General features: G+C 68.3%; 18 protein-coding genes. 7 read left to right on the top strand and 11 right to left on the bottom strand.

All coding sequences use genetic code 11. From position 1 onward, the window contains the following. Window positions 1–476 precede the first annotated feature (476 nt). From AC5Y4N_RS04995 to AC5Y4N_RS04985, 3 genes are all read right to left on the bottom strand, one after another. Complete coding sequence (locus AC5Y4N_RS04995; protein WP_499910962.1) at window positions 477–1,613, bottom strand: LCP family protein; 1,137 nt, start codon at window positions 1,611–1,613, stop codon at window positions 477–479. A 113-nt stretch (window positions 1,614–1,726) separates the two neighbouring features. Next, window positions 1,727–2,509 (bottom strand): CPBP family intramembrane glutamic endopeptidase, encoded by a 783-nt coding sequence (locus tag AC5Y4N_RS04990; RefSeq protein WP_499910960.1) that lies wholly within the window; start codon window positions 2,507–2,509, stop codon window positions 1,727–1,729. Between the two features lie 46 nt (window positions 2,510–2,555). Beyond that, the gene (locus AC5Y4N_RS04985) at window positions 2,556–3,326 is read right to left on the bottom strand and encodes a DUF2470 domain-containing protein (protein WP_499910958.1); all 771 of its coding nucleotides are present in this window, start codon (window positions 3,324–3,326) and stop codon (window positions 2,556–2,558) included. Window positions 3,327–3,419: 93 nt separating this feature from the next. Here AC5Y4N_RS04985 and pheA point away from each other — a divergent pair, with 93 nt between their 5' ends. Both pheA and AC5Y4N_RS04975 read left to right on the top strand, forming a co-directional pair. Continuing rightward, entirely contained in the window at window positions 3,420–4,343 is a 924-nt protein-coding gene (gene pheA / locus AC5Y4N_RS04980; protein ID WP_499910956.1) for a prephenate dehydratase, read from the top strand. After that, window positions 4,340–5,026 carry a histidine phosphatase family protein gene (locus AC5Y4N_RS04975; RefSeq protein ID WP_499910955.1) on the top strand — a complete coding sequence of 229 codons (687 nt, stop codon included), beginning with the start codon at window positions 4,340–4,342 and terminating at the stop codon, window positions 5,024–5,026. Before pheA ends, AC5Y4N_RS04975 begins: the two co-directional genes overlap by 4 nt. A gap of 5 nt (window positions 5,027–5,031) precedes the next feature. Here AC5Y4N_RS04975 and AC5Y4N_RS04970 read toward each other — a convergent pair whose 3' ends face one another. Genes AC5Y4N_RS04970 through AC5Y4N_RS04960 form a run of 3 tightly spaced genes read right to left on the bottom strand, consistent with a single transcriptional unit; the run spans window position 5,032 to window position 7,065 of the window. Continuing rightward, on the bottom strand, window positions 5,032–5,253 hold the full coding sequence (locus AC5Y4N_RS04970) for a hypothetical protein (protein WP_499910953.1): 222 nt from the start codon (window positions 5,251–5,253) through the stop codon (window positions 5,032–5,034). 53 nt (window positions 5,254–5,306) lie between these two features. Further along, window positions 5,307–5,657, bottom strand: a complete 351-nt coding sequence (locus AC5Y4N_RS04965; protein WP_499910950.1) for a metallopeptidase family protein — start codon at window positions 5,655–5,657, stop codon at window positions 5,307–5,309. A gap of 4 nt (window positions 5,658–5,661) precedes the next feature. Then, window positions 5,662–7,065 (bottom strand): septum formation family protein, encoded by a 1,404-nt coding sequence (locus AC5Y4N_RS04960; protein WP_499910948.1) that lies wholly within the window; start codon window positions 7,063–7,065, stop codon window positions 5,662–5,664. 94 nt (window positions 7,066–7,159) lie between these two features. Between AC5Y4N_RS04960 and serS the strand changes: the two genes are divergently transcribed. Next, window positions 7,160–8,416 carry a serine--tRNA ligase gene (serS, locus tag AC5Y4N_RS04955; protein WP_499910946.1) on the top strand — a complete coding sequence of 419 codons (1,257 nt, stop codon included), beginning with the start codon at window positions 7,160–7,162 and terminating at the stop codon, window positions 8,414–8,416. On the opposite strand, the gene AC5Y4N_RS04950 is transcribed toward serS, so the two are convergent. Continuing rightward, window positions 8,403–8,990: an SOUL family heme-binding protein gene (locus tag AC5Y4N_RS04950; protein ID WP_499910944.1), complete on the bottom strand. Its 588-nt coding sequence runs from the start codon at window positions 8,988–8,990 to the stop codon at window positions 8,403–8,405. The two genes, serS and AC5Y4N_RS04950, sit on opposite strands and share 14 nt — an antisense overlap. 105 nt (window positions 8,991–9,095) lie before the next feature. Here AC5Y4N_RS04950 and AC5Y4N_RS04945 point away from each other — a divergent pair, with 105 nt between their 5' ends. Then, window positions 9,096–9,470: an SRPBCC family protein gene (locus AC5Y4N_RS04945; RefSeq protein ID WP_499910941.1), complete on the top strand. Its 375-nt coding sequence runs from the start codon at window positions 9,096–9,098 to the stop codon at window positions 9,468–9,470. On the opposite strand, the gene AC5Y4N_RS04940 is transcribed toward AC5Y4N_RS04945, so the two are convergent. Genes AC5Y4N_RS04940 through AC5Y4N_RS04925 form a run of 4 tightly spaced genes read right to left on the bottom strand, consistent with a single transcriptional unit; the run spans window position 9,471 to window position 12,833 of the window. Beyond that, complete coding sequence (locus AC5Y4N_RS04940) at window positions 9,471–9,830, bottom strand: hypothetical protein (RefSeq protein WP_499910939.1); 360 nt, start codon at window positions 9,828–9,830, stop codon at window positions 9,471–9,473. A 12-nt stretch (window positions 9,831–9,842) separates the two neighbouring features. Then, window positions 9,843–10,946 carry a cryptochrome/photolyase family protein gene (locus AC5Y4N_RS04935; protein WP_499910937.1) on the bottom strand — a complete coding sequence of 368 codons (1,104 nt, stop codon included), beginning with the start codon at window positions 10,944–10,946 and terminating at the stop codon, window positions 9,843–9,845. A gap of 4 nt (window positions 10,947–10,950) precedes the next feature. Beyond that, complete coding sequence (locus tag AC5Y4N_RS04930) at window positions 10,951–11,286, bottom strand: hypothetical protein (protein WP_499910934.1); 336 nt, start codon at window positions 11,284–11,286, stop codon at window positions 10,951–10,953. After that, window positions 11,283–12,833 carry a Rieske 2Fe-2S domain-containing protein gene (locus tag AC5Y4N_RS04925; protein ID WP_499910931.1) on the bottom strand — a complete coding sequence of 517 codons (1,551 nt, stop codon included), beginning with the start codon at window positions 12,831–12,833 and terminating at the stop codon, window positions 11,283–11,285. The genes AC5Y4N_RS04930 and AC5Y4N_RS04925 overlap by 4 nt, the downstream gene beginning before the upstream one ends. A gap of 106 nt (window positions 12,834–12,939) precedes the next feature. Between AC5Y4N_RS04925 and AC5Y4N_RS04920 the strand changes: the two genes are divergently transcribed. Genes AC5Y4N_RS04920 through AC5Y4N_RS04910 form a run of 3 tightly spaced genes read left to right on the top strand, consistent with a single transcriptional unit; the run spans window position 12,940 to window position 15,408 of the window. Further along, window positions 12,940–13,764 (top strand): lysophospholipid acyltransferase family protein, encoded by an 825-nt coding sequence (locus tag AC5Y4N_RS04920; RefSeq protein WP_499910929.1) that lies wholly within the window; start codon window positions 12,940–12,942, stop codon window positions 13,762–13,764. A gap of 4 nt (window positions 13,765–13,768) precedes the next feature. Continuing rightward, window positions 13,769–14,596 (top strand): lysophospholipid acyltransferase family protein, encoded by an 828-nt coding sequence (locus AC5Y4N_RS04915; RefSeq protein ID WP_499910926.1) that lies wholly within the window; start codon window positions 13,769–13,771, stop codon window positions 14,594–14,596. Next, entirely contained in the window at window positions 14,593–15,408 is an 816-nt protein-coding gene (locus AC5Y4N_RS04910; RefSeq protein WP_499910923.1) for an HAD family hydrolase, read from the top strand. Before AC5Y4N_RS04915 ends, AC5Y4N_RS04910 begins: the two co-directional genes overlap by 4 nt. The last annotated feature ends 43 nt before the right edge of the window (window positions 15,409–15,451 follow it).

Raw genomic sequence — 15,451 nt, 5'->3', positions numbered from 1 at the left:
AATGCCTGCCGGATTCGTTCATATCACGCTTTTCATGGTGCACTTCGATTACGCGCAACTGGGTGCGGTAAAGGATGCGTTCATCGCCTGGCGTATCAATACGACGGCGAAGCGCTGCAATACATACCGGCTATCTCCGCACACCGGACAATTACTATGAAATTTCCTATGCCAGGACCGATGCGGTTCAGACCAGGTCAACCCGTGCGTGAGCGCTATTTCGGCGCCTATTCACCTGAACAGGTCGACAATGCGAGAAGGTGGGGATACGACTTGGTCGGAGATCTGTACCGACCTCATGTGACCTTGACGCGACTCCGCGCGGAGGCGCCGGCAGCTCGACTTCCGAGGGCACTATCGGATCTGTCGTTCGAGGCAAAAAGAATCGGACTGTTCATTGCGGACGATTTTGGCTGCGCTCGAGAACTCATCGCCGCGATGGACTGCAGGAAATCGCGATCGGAGATGCGGCGGGTTCAGCCCGTCGGCTGCGACCGCACCACGTCCTCAGGCACCGCCGCGTCGTCGGACAAGGCCGAAAACAGCCGCGACGCGGCGTCGCTGTCCCACTCGACGACGTCGCCGAGGTCGGTGTCTTCCGAGCCTGCGATCGGCACGGTGGTGGTCACCGGGGAGCCGTGCAGCGCCCAAGCCAGCCGCGCGAGGTCCCATACGTGCGCGCCGGAATCGACGGTCAGCGCGTTGGTGACCGAGCTCTTCACCGGCAGCCACCGCAAGGGATTCAGCCACACCGCCGGGCTGGCCACGCGGTGCAGCAGCGCCGACAAGAATTCACGCTGGTTGACCATTCGGTCGAGATCGGCGCGTGGGGTGGCCCGCGTGCGCACGTAACCAAGCGCGTTGCGCCCGTCGAGTTTTTGACAGCCGGACGGCAGATCGATGCCCGCCAACGGATCGGAGACGGGCTCGGTCGGGCACATCGTGACGCCGCCGACCGCGTCGACCACATCCGCGAATCCTGCGAAACCGATCTGTGCGTAGTGGTCGATCCGAAGCCCGGTGGCCTGCTCGACGGTGCGCACCAGCAGCTGCGGGCCGCCCAGGGTGAACGCGGCATTGATCTTGCCGTCGCCGTTGCCCGGAATCGTCACCAGCGAGTCGCGGGGGACCGAGACCAGCGTCGGCACCACGCTGGACAACAGCGAAGGGATGTGGACCAGCATGATCGTGTCTGTCCGCCCGTTGCCGATGTCGCCACCGGTGGCCAGCGCGCTCTGCTGCTCGGGGGATAGGTCGCTGCGGCTGTCGGAGCCCACGAGCAGCCACGTGGTGCCGTGGCCGGATGCGGGCCGGCCGGGATAGTCGGCGAAGACTGCGGCGCGGTGCAGCGAAGTGTCCACCCAGACTGCGATCCCGATGAGCGCAACCAGCAGGGCGACGACGAGCAGCACCAGCCAGCGACCCCAGTGCCGTTTGCGACGAGGCTTGGCCGGTTTCGGCGGCTGGACCGGGCGCTGCTGCTGCGGAGGCGCAGGCGGTGGTCGCTGCGGCGGGCGCGGTGGCGGTGGTGGCTGTGGGCGCGGCGGGGGAGCCGGGCGGTATGCCGGGTCGCGACGGATCACTTGCGACGGCTCGCGGCGCGGCGGGGGCATGGGGCGCCGAATCGGCCCGCCGCCGTGCCCTCTTGGCGGCCCGCCGCCGTGCCCTCTTGGCGGCCCGCCGCTGTGCCCCGGCCGGTCGTGCGTCACCGGATCAATCTACGGCGTCACGGCAACCAGCCCAGATGATCGACAAGCAGCGCGTATCCGACGAACGCGACCGTATCGATCAGCCCGTGCGCGACCACCAGCGGCCACAGTCGGCCGGTGCGCCGCCACACCGCCCCGAACACCACGCCCATCGCCAGGTTGCCCAAGCCGGCGCCGAAGCCTTGGTAGAGGTGATACGCGCCGCGCAGCAGGCTGGAGTACAGCAGTGTCCGGGTGCTGCCGACGCCGAGCTGGCGCAACCGCGTCATCAGATAACCGACGACGATCACTTCTTCGGCCCAGCCGTTGGCGAAGGCGGCCAGCACCAGCACCGGGATCCGCCACCAGCTGTCGGTGAGCGTCGTCGGCACCACCGATGCGCTCAGCCCGACGATCCGCGACAACACGTACAAACCCAGCCCCGGAATGCCGATCAGCGCGGCCAGCGCCACCCCGCCGAGTGCGTCGGCACGCCATGTGGGTCGGCCCAAGCCGACGTCACGCGGGCCGGTTCCAGTGCGCCACAACAGGTAAAGCCCCAACGCCCCCCATGCCAGCAGTTGGGCGATCGAGGTCAGGTTCAGCCCCAGGTCGATGAGGTCGAAGTAGGAGCGACGGGGCAGCAGCGGGATCTTCTGCGTGCTGAGGATGCGCAGCACCGAGTCGACGAGTTGCAGCACCGCGGTGACGGCGGACAACCCGAACGTCACGGCCAACACGATGGCGACCTCGAGCCGCAAGGTGCGCGGCGGCAGCGCCGTGTCGGACGCTCGCTCGGACAAGCCCGCGGGCTCGGTCATGCTGACACGGTAGAGCGTGCGGCGCGAGGCCTGACCGGGTGAGCTGCTAGGCGCGACGCGCGCGCAACCCGTTGAGGAACGGGCAACCCATGAGCACGCGGATCGCTCGGCCCAGGCCGGTGAGGTCGTCGACCGGCGCCGCGAACGGCAACCGCACGTCGTGGTCGCTGTCGTCTTTCTCGACCCTCAGCCGCATCCCGTAGCGGTCCAGGCCCAGCGGGCGGACGCGGCCGCTGCGCAGCGCGCCCGGCAACCGGGACGCCAACAGGTCGACGACGTCGCGGTGGTCGGAGTCGATGTGCTGCAGCCAGCGCGACTCCATCGCGCAGAACGGGTCGGGCTGCGCCGCCAGCAGGTTTTCGAGCGGTACCGATTCCGCGCCGGTCGTATCCGCGATCACCACCGACTCCGTCCGCAGCCACATCAGCGCGGTCGGGCGATGGCCCGCATTCACTTGGAGAAGAGCGGGATTGGGATCGTCGGCGGCGATCGCATCGAGCAGTGCGGAGGTCAGCGGCGCGGGCACTCGCCGCAGCCGGCCGCGCATCCACACCAGCGAACGCACTGGCCTGCGCAGCGGCAGAGGCGCGTGGTCGGTGAGCTCCAGCATCGCCTCGACACCCTCGGACTCGCTGATCGCCGCCGCCATCTCGGTGTCGGCCGCCACGGTGACCGCGAGTGCGCCGTCGTCGAGCAGGTGGTGGACGGGAGTTTGCACCGGAGCGAAGCCGTCGACTGCCAGCATCGCCTCAGGCGCACGCACACAGATGCTGCGGACGCTTTCGGCGGTGGACGGAGTCGGCTGAGGCATGAACATCTCCTCCAGTCAAAGTAAGGTGAGCCTAACTTAATTAAGCGGCTGCGGTCGCGCAAGGCCTTCGTCGTCGGTCCGACCGATAGGGTTTGAGAGGTGACCAGAATCGCGTACCTCGGCCCGGAAGGGACCTTCACCGAGGCGGCGCTGGTGAAGATGGCAGATCGAGGCATGGTTCCCCACCCGGGACCGATCTCGCCCGTGGCCGCTGACGGGGCTGTCGCGGCACTGCAGCAGGTACGCGACGGGGCCGCCGACTACGCGTGCGTGCCGATCGAGAATTCGATCGACGGATCGATCGTGCCGATTCTCGACAGCCTGGCCAACGGCACGCCGCTGCAGTTGTTCGCCGAACTGACGCTCGACGTGGCATTCAGCATCGCGGTGCGCCAGCCGAGCACCGCCTCGGACATCCGCACCGTCGCCGCCTTCCCGGTCGCTGCGGCGCAGGTGCGCGACTGGCTGACCCAGAACCTGCCCGACGCGGAGGTGGTGCCCGCCAACTCGAACGCGTCGGCGGCCATCGATGTCGCCGACGGTAAGGCCGACGCCGCCGTGACCACGCCGCTGGCCACGCGACGCTACGGGCTCACCGAGCTGGCCGCCGGCGTCGTCGACGAACCGAATGCCGCCACGCGGTTCGTGCTGGCCGGCCGCCCCGCGCCGCCGCCTGCGCGCACCGGCGCCGACCGCACCTCGGTAGTGCTGCGGCTGGAGAACAAACCCGGCGCGCTGGTCGCTGCGCTGACCGAGTTCGGCATCCGCGATATCGACCTCACACGGGTCGAATCTCGGCCTACCAGAACGCAACTCGGCACGTACGTGTTCTTCCTCGAATGCGTCGGCCACATCGACGACGTCGCCGTCGCAGAGGCACTCAAGGCGCTGCACCGACGTTGTGCAGATGTGCGATACCTGGGTTCGTGGCCTACGGGCTCCGTCACGGAAGCGGTGCCGCCGGAGTTGGACGAGGCCGATCTCTGGCTCGAGGCGCTACGCAGCGGACGAGTGGGCCGATGAGCGGTCGGTTGGTGTTGTTGCGGCACGGGCAGTCCCGGAGCAATGTCAAACGATGCCTGGACACCCGCCCGCCGGGTGCCGAGTTGACGCCCGCCGGCATCGCGCAGGCCCGCGACTTCGCGCGTGGCTTCGATCGCCGCGCCGGCCTGCTGGTGCACTCGGTGGCGCTACGGGCGGCGCAAACCGCGGCGGTGCTCGGCGACGTGTGGTCGACGCGTCCGCGGCAGGTGGAGGGCATCCACGAGGTGCAGGTGGGCGAGCTGGAGATGCGCAACGACGACGAGGCGGTCGAGACGTTCAACCGAATCTACGAGCGCTGGCACCTCGGTGACCTGGACGCCGCACTGCCCGGCGGCGAGACCGGCGCGCAGGTGCTTGACCGCTTCCTTCCCGTCCTGACCGACCTGCGCCTGCGCTACCTCGACAACGACGACTGGACCGACGACATCGTCGTGGTCAGCCACGGCGCGGCGATCCGGCTGGCCGCCGCGACGTTGGCCGGAGTGGACGGCTCATTCGTGGTCGAGCACCACATCGGCAATGCGGAGTCGGTGGTGCTGGCCCCGATCACCGACGGGCGGTGGAGCTGCGTGCACTGGGGTCAGCACAGCCCACCGTTTCTGCCCGATCCACGCGGCATGCCGAGCCCGGAGGACTTGGAGTCCGCCGACCCGATGGGCTGACCGGGTCAGACCGCGACGGCGACGGACTGCGCACAGCTGCAGCCCACTGCGTCGCAGTCGATCCGCAGCGAGTGAGTGATGCTCTCCGGGCTGGTGCAGCCGTCGTCGGTACATTCGGCGCGACGTTGCACGTGGATGATGACCGTGCCGTGGCAGTGCTCCCATCCGTCACGGCAGTAGCGGCACTGCGGGGGACCGCTTGCGCGAAGATCAGAGCGCGGAGTCATGTCCCGTTCCTATCACCGGCCGCCGACAACAACCGGTTGCCGCGCGGACGTCGTCAGGCCCAACCCAATTCGTGCAGCCGCTCGTCGTCGATCCCGAAGTGGTGAGCGATTTCGTGGATGACGGTGATCGCGACCTCGTCGAGAACGTCGTCCTCGGTGTCGCAGATGTCCAGCAGCGCGTCGCGGTAGATCGTGATCGTGTCGGGCAGCGCGCCGGCGTAGGTGGTGTCGCGCTCGGTGAGCGCAATGCCCTCGTAGAGGCCGAGCAATTCTGGCTCGTCGGGATGGCGGCCTTCCACCAGGACGACGACGTTGTCGAACGCCGCCGCGAGATCGGGAGGAATCAGGTCGAGCGCGTCTGACACCAGCTCGTCGAACCGTTGCGGGCTCATCCGCACGGCCATACCGCTACGCCCCGGGCGGTGGCGGCGGTTCGGCGGGCGCCGGCTCGGGCGCCGGAGGTGGGGCGGGCTCGGCGGGGGCGTTGGGTGCCGGAGCTTCAGGCGGCCCGGCCGGACCCTGCTGCGCGCCGCCGGGTGGGGCGGCCGGCGCGGCGGGTGCGGGGTTGGTGTCGTTGATCGGCGTCTGCGGACCCGGCGCATTGGGCAGGTGCTGGTTGCCGATCGTCGGGGCGGTGTTGTTGGCCGGCGCCTGCTGCTGCGACCGCTGCGTCTGCGAGCCGGAAGTGTCGATGGTGGTGGTGGGCATCGGCACCTGGATCGGCGGCAGGTTCAGCCGCTCCGCGGGGATGTCCGGCGGCGGCACGGGCGGCTGGCCGTTGATGAGCAGCGGCCCCTTCGCACTGCCCACGAGCGTCGCCCAGCCGCCGTTGCCCAGCGTGGCCCCGATGCTGCACGACACCTGGTGACTGCCTGCGGCCCAACTGGGCAGCGAGATCGTGCTGTAGACCAGCGTCAGTGTGGTGGCACGCAGCTCCACCGGCGCCAGGTACGCGTCGGTCATTCGCGTGCACGCGTCTTTGATGTAGCCGTCCTGGTCAGGCTCAGACGGCAGGGCACCCGGGAACTTCTCGGCCACGTTCACCGAGCCGGTCACTTCCATCGCGTGCGGGCCGGCGCAGTCGACCGGGACGTCGGTGGGCTGGTTGGTCGCGGTGTCGATGCCCAGGCAGGTGCCGGCTCGCCACACCTTCGACTGGTCCTGGTCGGCGACCCGGCCCTTGAACACCTGCTGCTCTTCGCTGCTGCCGCCCGGCAACTGCAGGCCGCACAGCATCTGGCGGTCACCGGCCTGCGTCCACGCCTTCTCGCCGGACCACAGCATGCCGATGGTGAACTTGCTGTTCGGGTCGTATTTGGTGCCGAGGTACCGCTTGACGGCGGCCTGGCACTGCTCCTGGCTGATCTGCTGGATCCGGGCTACCGACGGCGCCGCGGCGTTCGGGCCGTATTCGCTGCCCGGGAACGTACGCAAGTCCACCGACGAGGCCACCTCGAAGCGGTGGTCGTCTTTGCAGTCGACGATCGTGGCCTGGTCCGGGGCACGGTTCGGCCAATTCAGGCAGTCGCCCGGACGGGCCTTGTCGAACGTCTGGCTGGCGCGGTTGCCGGCGCTGGGGGCTGCGTTGGACAGGCCGACGAGCTTGCTGGGTCCGTCGGCTCCGGCTGGCAGGGCGGTGGTGACACCGCCGATCAGCAAGCCGCCCAGCGCGGTCAGCAGCAGCGCGCGCCGCGTCGCAGTCGCCTGCAGGCTGCGCCACCATGCCGCGCGCCCGCCGGCGCCCGCAGCGTCGGCCGTGGGCTCTGCGTCGGGCGGTTGCTGCTGCTCGGGAACGACGGACATCTCACCCATTGTGACAGGCGCGCCGCGCGGCGTGACAAGTGATGCAGTTGTAACGTTATGGGGTTGTGCTCGGCGTCCGGCGCGGAAAAGTAGGGTTGCGGCCGTGATCGACCTCAGACAACTGCGCGACGATCCCGATGCGGTGCGGCGCTCGCAGCGTGCCCGCGGCGAAGACCCGGGGCTGGTCGACGTGTTGCTCGACGCGGATGCGGCGCGGCGCGCGGCCATCTCGGCCGCCGACAATCTGCGTGCCGAGCAGAAGGTCCTCAGCAAGCAAGTGGGTAAGGCCTCGCCCGACGAGCGGCCCGCGCTGTTGGATCGCGCCAAGCAGCTGGCAGCCGACGTCAAAGCAGCCGAGGCGCAGCAAGCCGCCGCCGAAGAGGCATTCACCGCTGCGCACATGGCGATTTCGAACGTGGTGCTAGACGGTGTGCCCGCCGGCGGAGAAGACGACTACGTGGTGCTCGACACCGTCGGCACTCCGCCCCGTATCGACGAGCCCAAAGACCACCTCGAACTCGGCGAGTCGCTGGGCCTGTTCGACATGGAGCGCGGCGCGAAGGTGTCGGGCTCGCGGTTCTACTTCCTGACCGGTCGTGGCGCTCTGCTGCAACTCGGGCTGCTGCAGCTGGCGGTGCGGCTGGCCGTCGACAACGGGTTCACGCTGATGATCCCGCCGGTGCTGGTGCGGCCCGAAATCATGGGCGGCACAGGGTTTTTGGGCGCACACGCTGACGAGGTGTACCGCGTCGACGCCGACGACCTGTATCTGGTCGGCACCTCGGAGGTGCCGCTGGCCGGGTATCACGCAGGGGAGATCCTCGACCTGTCGGACGGCCCGCTGCGCTACGCCGGGTGGTCGTCGTGCTTTCGGCGGGAGGCCGGAAGTTACGGCAAGGACACCCGCGGCATCATCCGCGTGCACCAGTTCGACAAGGTCGAGGGCTTCATCTACTGCGAGCCCGGCGCCGCCGAAGCCGAACATGAGCGTCTGCTCGGTTGGCAGCGCGAAATGCTCGCGCTGATCGAGGTGCCGTACCGCGTGATCGACGTCGCGGCAGGCGATCTCGGCGCGTCGGCGGCGCGCAAGTTCGACTGCGAGGCGTGGATCCCGTCGCAGCAGGAGTACCGCGAGCTGACCTCGACGTCGAATTGCACGACGTTTCAGGCTCGTCGCCTGCAGATCCGCTACCGCGACGAGAACGGCAAGCCGCAGACCGCCGCGACGCTCAACGGGACCCTGGCCACCACCCGCTGGCTGGTCGCGATCCTGGAGAACCACCAGCAGCCCGACGGCAGCGTCCGCGTGCCGGCCGCACTGGCGCCCTATGTCGGCGCGGAGGTGCTCACGCCGCAGTGACGGGCACCGCGATCTCGTTGCGGCGCCGGAACGGAAGCGTCCACGGCGGGTCGTAGAACCATGCGACCGCCGGCCCGTCGACGTGGTAGCCGGATGCCTCCAAGGCCGCGAGCAACGATCGGGTGCGTCGGTTGATCTCGGCGGGGCTGCGGTCTCCGCTGAACCGCGTTACGGCGACGGTCTCGCCGGGCACCTCGACGAGGCGGACGTTTGCGTCGTCGGGTTCAGGCAGCGTGTCGAGCGTCCACTTGGCCGGCATGAAGAAGCGGATCACCGACTCCTGCGGTTCGGCTGGAGCCTGCGCCACCGGAGCCGTCATTGCGATCTTTGTGCGGCGGTGATTGCCGCCGAAGATGAAGCCGGCCAGCCGGCGAAAGCCAATGTTGCGGGCGGCGTCCTCGTCTGCGCGCACGGTGGTCTCTGCGGCGATCCGCGGGCCGTAGCGGCGAATCTCGACGTCGCCCATGCGGTCCAGCACCACATGGTGTGGCTCTTCGGTTCCCCAGCGCACACCGAAGATCGAGCCGACGGACTCGACGGTTGTGGATGCCAGCGTCGTCAACCGGTTCAGCACCAGAGCACTCCTTCGTCGCATCGTCTGCCGGTTATTCGACGCCGCGCGGGTGTCGGATGGGCGCTCGCGTTTCGGCGCCCCGGGGGCCGGGTATGTGCGCCCACCATGCTGTCGGTCGAGCGAGTGGTCGCTGCACCCGCGCCGGTTGTCTGGGATGTGCTGGTCGACGTGACGAAGTGGCCGGTCTGGGGGCCGACGATCTCCGGCGCCGCACTCGACAGCCCAGGCACCAGGATCTCTCTGGGCGCCACCGGGCGGGTCGTCGCCCCCGGCGGTGTCGCGGTGCCGTTCGTCGTCACGGAGTTCGACGACGGTAGGCACTGGGCGTGGAAGGTGGCCGGCATATCTGCCACGCGGCACCGGGTGGATCCGCTCGACGAGGGCAGCCGGGTCATCTTCGAGGTGCCCTGGTGGGCGGCGGCGTATGCGACCGTATGTGCGCTCGCGCTGCGACGTATCGAGAAGATGGTCGCCGCTTGATCAGGGCGGCAGGTCGCCGAGCCGGCGTTGCTCCGCCACCACCTCATCGAGGTCTGTCAGCCGGTCCATTCCGGCGAGCGGGCGGGCCAGCCGTCGATTCCCCGACAGGCGGTCGCGGTTGCGATGCAGAAACCACCAATAGCCACCGGTGAAGGGGCAGGCGTCGCCGCCGACGCGCCGATTGGGCCGGTATACGCACTGCGGGCAGTAGTCGCTCATCCGGTTGATGTACGCCCCGCCCGCGGCGTACGGCTTCGTCGCCATCAGCCCGCCGTCGGCGTGCTGTGACATGCCGATGACGTTGGCCACCATCACCCACTCGTAGCCGTCGACGAAGCAGCGGTGGAACCAGTCGGCCACCGCGGCAGGATTTCAGCCGCGCTGCAGTGCATAGTTGGACAGCACCATCAGCCGGGGGATGTGATGAACCCATCCGCGCTCACGTACGTCGGCCAGCACGCCGCGTAGGCAGCGCGCCTGCACCGCGTCGGCGTCGAGTTCCGAAAACCACTGCGGCAGCGGCTTTTTCGCATCCAACGCGTTGCGGGTGCGGTACTCCTCGCCGAAATACCAGTAGACGTTGTAGATGTAATCGCGCCAGCCGATCAGCTGCCTGATGTAGCCCTCGACGCTGGCCAGTGGTGCCGCCCCGCTGCGATAGGCATCTTCGGCCGCGTACGCACACTCGAGTGGGTCAAGCAGGCCCAGGTTCATCGTGGCCGAAAGCATGCTGTGTGACATCCATGGGTCGTCGGCCAGCATCGCGTCCTCGTAGGGGCCGAAGTGCGCCAGACGACCTCGCAGGAAGACCTGGAACGCCTGCTGCGCCTCTGCGGCGGTGACGGCGAACTGCCGCGGTCCGTCGTTCCCGACGAACGTCACCGAGCCGTCGCGTTCCCAACGGTCGAGATCCGCGCGCACCTGTTCGTCGATGTCGTCTTCCTCGGGAAACCACGGCTCCGGCACTCCCAAAGTGGCTGTCTTGGGCGGCGGTTCACGGTTTTCGGCGTCGAAGTTCCACCGTCCGCCGACGGGATCGCCACCGTCGACCAAGAGGCCGAAGCGGCGGCGCGCATCGCGATAGAAGTTCTCCAAGATCAGCGCTCGCTGGTTGTCCGCCCACCGCTGAAAGGCCCGCTGATCCGTGGCGAAGCCGCGTGCAGCAAGCACCTCGACCGACGGCTGGGCGCGAACGAACCGATCGGCAGCCCAGGAGGTCGGCTGGCACACCGTGATGCGGCCCGAAACCTGCTTCAGCGCTTGCCTATACGTCGGTGTCTGGATGAAGAGCGCTTGATCACCGAGTTCGGCGGCGCGATGCCGCAGCGCCGACAGCACCAGATGTGCCTTGCGCCGGTGGAATCGGCGCCGTTCGAACACTGCTCGCGATTCGATCAGCAGCACGGGTTGATCCGGCGCGTCGAGGAAGTGCGGGCCGAGTTGATCGGCGAAGCACCACCGCCAGTGTTGCGCCACGGCGCTAGCGGTTGAGCAGCTCGTCGAGCACGCGGATGAAGCGGTCCGGATCGCTCGGTGTGAATGCGGGCTTGGGCCGGATGCCCGGCACGTCGAGCGTCACCAGCGTGGACTTCAGCGGCCGGCTGACGTCCAGCGGCAGCCAGTGCATCATATCGGGACTGCCCCACAGCCAGAACCGCCGATTGGTCAGCAGCCCGAGGGAATTGGCACGGTAGCCACGGATCGACTGCAGCGGAATGATTTTCGACGTGCCGGACGGGAAGTGATAGCGGCGCAGGGTCAGCGCTTCGCTGTCCAGCTGGACCAGCCCGTCGTCGTACGTCAGTGGATTCGTCATGCCCGTGCGCAGCGCAGCTCGTGGCCGCGTGCGGTCAAGCAGCGACCGGTCGCCAAATCCCATTGCCACCCGTGTAGGTTGCAGGTAAGTGTGTTGCCTTCCACCACACCGAACTTCGACAGATCGGCCTTCAGGTGTGGGCACCGGCGCTGCATCTCCCAGCCGTCCAGCACAATCGATGCGGTGTCGTCATGCGCCTCGGCGAACCAGCCGTCGGCGTAGGCGATGCGCTCGTCGCTGAGACATTTGAAGAACGTGTACAGGTACTCGTTGTAGCCGCCGACCCGCCAGGCCCGAAAGCGCGTCGACAAGAAAATGGTGTTCACCCAGTCGGGTTCACCGTCTCGCAGCACCGTGCGCACCAGTTCCGGCGCGATCTCGAACCCGTAGCGGAACTTTTCGTCCGGAACAGGCTCGCGCACGGCCCTTTTCGGGAAGTCCAGCACCACGGTTTCGGGTCCGAGGCGCAGCTCCACCGGATACCCGATTCCGTCGCAGATCTGGTCGCTCTGGCTCATGATCGGCTCGAACAGAGCGCGCAGCGGCTCCAGGAGCGGTTCTCCCTCTGCCGGTGCCCAGCCGGCCTTCTCAGCGGCCAGCACCGGCGCCATCCGCTGCGCGTAGTCCTCGATGTAGGCAGCCTTACCGGTGGTGAAGATGGCCTCCACCTGGTCGTCGGGTAACGGGTGGCGAAGCGAATTGAGTTGCGGCCCAGTGAAACTCGCTTCCGAGCCGGGTATCATCAGCAGCCCGCGGTCGTGGCCGTGCGCGTGCATCTGCTTCAGGAACACCATCTGGTCGGGGAAGATGTTCGCGGGGTCGCCGTGGTCGTCGTTCAGATGGCGAAGTTGGGGGTCCAGGAAGCAGGGCGGACCCGCCGACGGGATCACCCACGTCGCCCCCACCTGTTCGATGTACTGGCGGCAGCGGTCCATCTGGCGCTGGCGCTTCTGCACGCCGAACGCCGTCTTGGCCCGTGCGGGCATGTCGTAGACCATCGGGTACCAGATCGCGCCGGAGTACTGCAGCATGTGTACGTCGACGTGGCCGAAGTCGGCGTGCAGGGCATCGAGGTCGACGGGCCGGGCGTCGTTCATGTTGAAACAGACCGTCTCGCCGTCGTCGACCACCAGACCCGAGTCGCCGATCGGCCCGTCGGCGGGCGCCCGCAACGCGATGATCATCACGTCGAGGTCACCCTTGGGTCCGCTGACGGTGTGCTTGACCGAGTTCGTCGTCTCGAAGAAGCGGTGGAAGCCGAGCTTCTCCAGTTCACGGCGCAAATCGTCGACCGGATAGTCCGGCAGCAGCACGACGGCGTCCTTGTTGACGTGGTCGCGCAGGTTCTTGGGGTCGAAGTGGTCGCGGTGCAGGTGCGACACGTAGAGGTAGTCGCAGTCGCCGAGAGCGTCCCAGTCCAGGGCGCTGTTGTCGGGGAACGGGAACCAGGCGCCGAAGTAGGCCGGGTTCAGCCACGGGTCGCACAGGATGCTGCCTGCGCGGGTGTCCAGCCGGAAACCGGCGTGCCCGATGCTGGTGACCTGCACACAACCCCCTTACGAGCCCCTTACCAGCCAACGATGTGCCGGTTCGAGCTTACTGGCAGCTGGCATCGCGGCCGGTGCGGCGCACGAGGGCACTAGGGTTGGCGGGGTGGAACCGGTTTACGCCACTGTCATTCAGGCGGCGCGCCTGATCTGGAAGATCCAGGGGCTGAAGTTCAAGGTCACCGGCGTCGAGAACCTGCCTGCGACGGGCGGCGCGGTGATCGCGATCAACCACACCAGCTACTTCGACTTCACGTTCGCGGGCCTGCCGGCGTACCGCCAGGGACTGGGCCGCAAGGTGCGGTTCATGGCCAAGCAGGAAGTGTTCGACCACAAGGTCAGCGGGCCGATCATGCGCGCGCTCCGCCATATTCCCGTCGACCGGGAGAGCGGCGCGGAGTCGTTCGCCAAGGCTTGCGAGGCGCTGAAGGCCGGCGAGCTCGTCGGCGTCTACCCCGAAGCCACCATCAGCCGCAGCTTCGAGATCAAAGAACTCAAGTCGGGGGCGGCCCGGATGGCCCTCGAGGCCAACGTGCCGATCATTCCGCACATCGTCTGGGGCGCTCAGCGGATCTGGACCAAAGACCATCCGCGCAAGATGTGGCGGCCGAAGGTGCCCATCAGCGTTGCGGTGGGCGAGCCGATTGCGCCGACGCTGCCGGCTGCGGAGCTGACCAAGCTGCTGCACTCGCGGATGCAACACCTACTGCATCAGGTTCAAGACGACTACGGCCCGCACCCGCCTGGCGAATTCTGGGTTCCGCACCGGCTGGGCGGCGGCGCGCCGTCGCTGGCAGAGGCGGCCCGGCTGGATGCGCAGGAAGCCGCCCAGCGGGCAGCCAACCGCGCTGCAAGAGGACACCGCGCCGCGGAGCGCGAATCCGACCACCGCCCTCAGGAGCAGCCCGGGCCGGCCGGACAGGTGGAGTAACCGCATGGCCGAGCCCGTCTTTCGGCTGCTGGAGCTCATCACCCCGACCACGGTCGCGGCCATCGGTCCCCGCGTCACCTATCACGGCCTGGAGAACATTCCGCAGACCGGCGGTGCGGTGATCGCGATCAACCACACCAGCTACATCGACTGGATGCCCGCGGCGATCGCCGCGTACCGGCGCGGTCGCAGGTTGCGGTTCATGATCAAGAGCGAGATGAACGACGTGAGGCTCGTCGCGTTCTTGATCCGGCACACTCACATGATTCCGGTCGACCGTCATGCCGGTGCCAGCGCCTATGCGCAGGCGGTGCAGATGCTGCGCGACGGCGAACTGGTGGCCGTCTACCCGGAGGCGACGATCAGCCGCAGTTTCGAGCTGAAGGAGTTCAAGACCGGCGCCGCGCGGATGGCGCGCGAGGCGGGAGTGCCGATCATCCCGATGATCGTGTGGGGTGCGCAGCGGGTGTGGACGAAAGACCATCCGCGAAAGGTGCTGCGAAACCGGGTGCCGATCACGGCGATGGTCGGCGGGCCGCTGCGTGCCACCGACAGCGTCGAGCAGACCAACGCCGCGCTGCGTGAGGCGATGACGGAGTTGCTGCAGCGGGCGCAGATCGGCTATCCGGCCCCCGCCGGGGCGTACTGGGTACCCCGGCGGCTCGGCGGCAGCGCGCCGACGCCCGAGGAAGCGAAGTTGCTCGACGAGGCGGAGCTGGTGGAGCGGGCGCGCACGCGGGCCGAACGGGCGCAGAAGCGGGAGAAGCGCGCGCAGAGGCGCGCGCTGAAGCGGGCGGCGAAACGGGAGAATCCGGCGGGTCAGGGCCGATGAACCCGCCCGCGTTGATCGCCAGCGACGTGGACGGCACGCTTTTGGACCAGGACGAGATGGTGTCGCCGCGCACTCGCGACGTCGTGCGGGCCGCGGTGTCGGACGGCGCGACGTTCGTGCTGGCGACGGGCCGGCCGCCGCGCTGGATCGCCCCCGTGGTGGACGCATTGGGGTTCGCTCCGATAGCGGTGTGTGCCAACGGCGCGGTGCTGTACGACCCGAGCCGGGACCGGATCGTCTCGGCGCGGACGTTGTCGACGGATGTGCTGGCGGCGCTGGCGGAGATCGCCACCCGGATTATCCCGGGCGCGGGACTGGCGGTCGAGCGGGTGGGCCGCAGTGCGCACGACGCGGCCACGCCGCAGTTCGTCAGCTCGCCGGGCTACGAGCACGCGTGGCTGAACCCCGACAACACCGAGGTGTCGCTGGACGATCTGCTGAGCGCGCCCGCGGTGAAGCTGTTGATACGCAAGGCCGGCGCGCGAAGTTCGGATATGGCGGCCGTGCTGGCGCAGCACATCGGCGTCGAGGGGGACATCACCTACTCCACTGACAACGGGCTCGTCGAGATCGTGCCGCTGGGCATCAGCAAGGCGTCCGGCATCGAGGAGCTGGCGCATCCGCTGGGCATCACGGCCGAGGACGTGGTCGCGTTCGGCGACATGCCTAATGACGTGCCGATGCTGGCCTGGGCGGGCCACGGCGTCGCGATGGGCAACGCGCATCCCGACGTGCTTGCGGCAGCCAACGAGGTAACGGCCACCAACGCCGACGACGGCGTCGCGCGGGTGCTCGAACGGTGGTGGCCGTAGCTGCTCCGCCTCGAAAAGCGTTGAGTGGCAAGGGCTTTCCCCG

The sequence above is a fragment of the Mycobacterium sp. NGS19 genome, from assembly GCF_059813155.1.
This window is presented reverse-complemented; position numbering and strand designations above follow the sequence as displayed.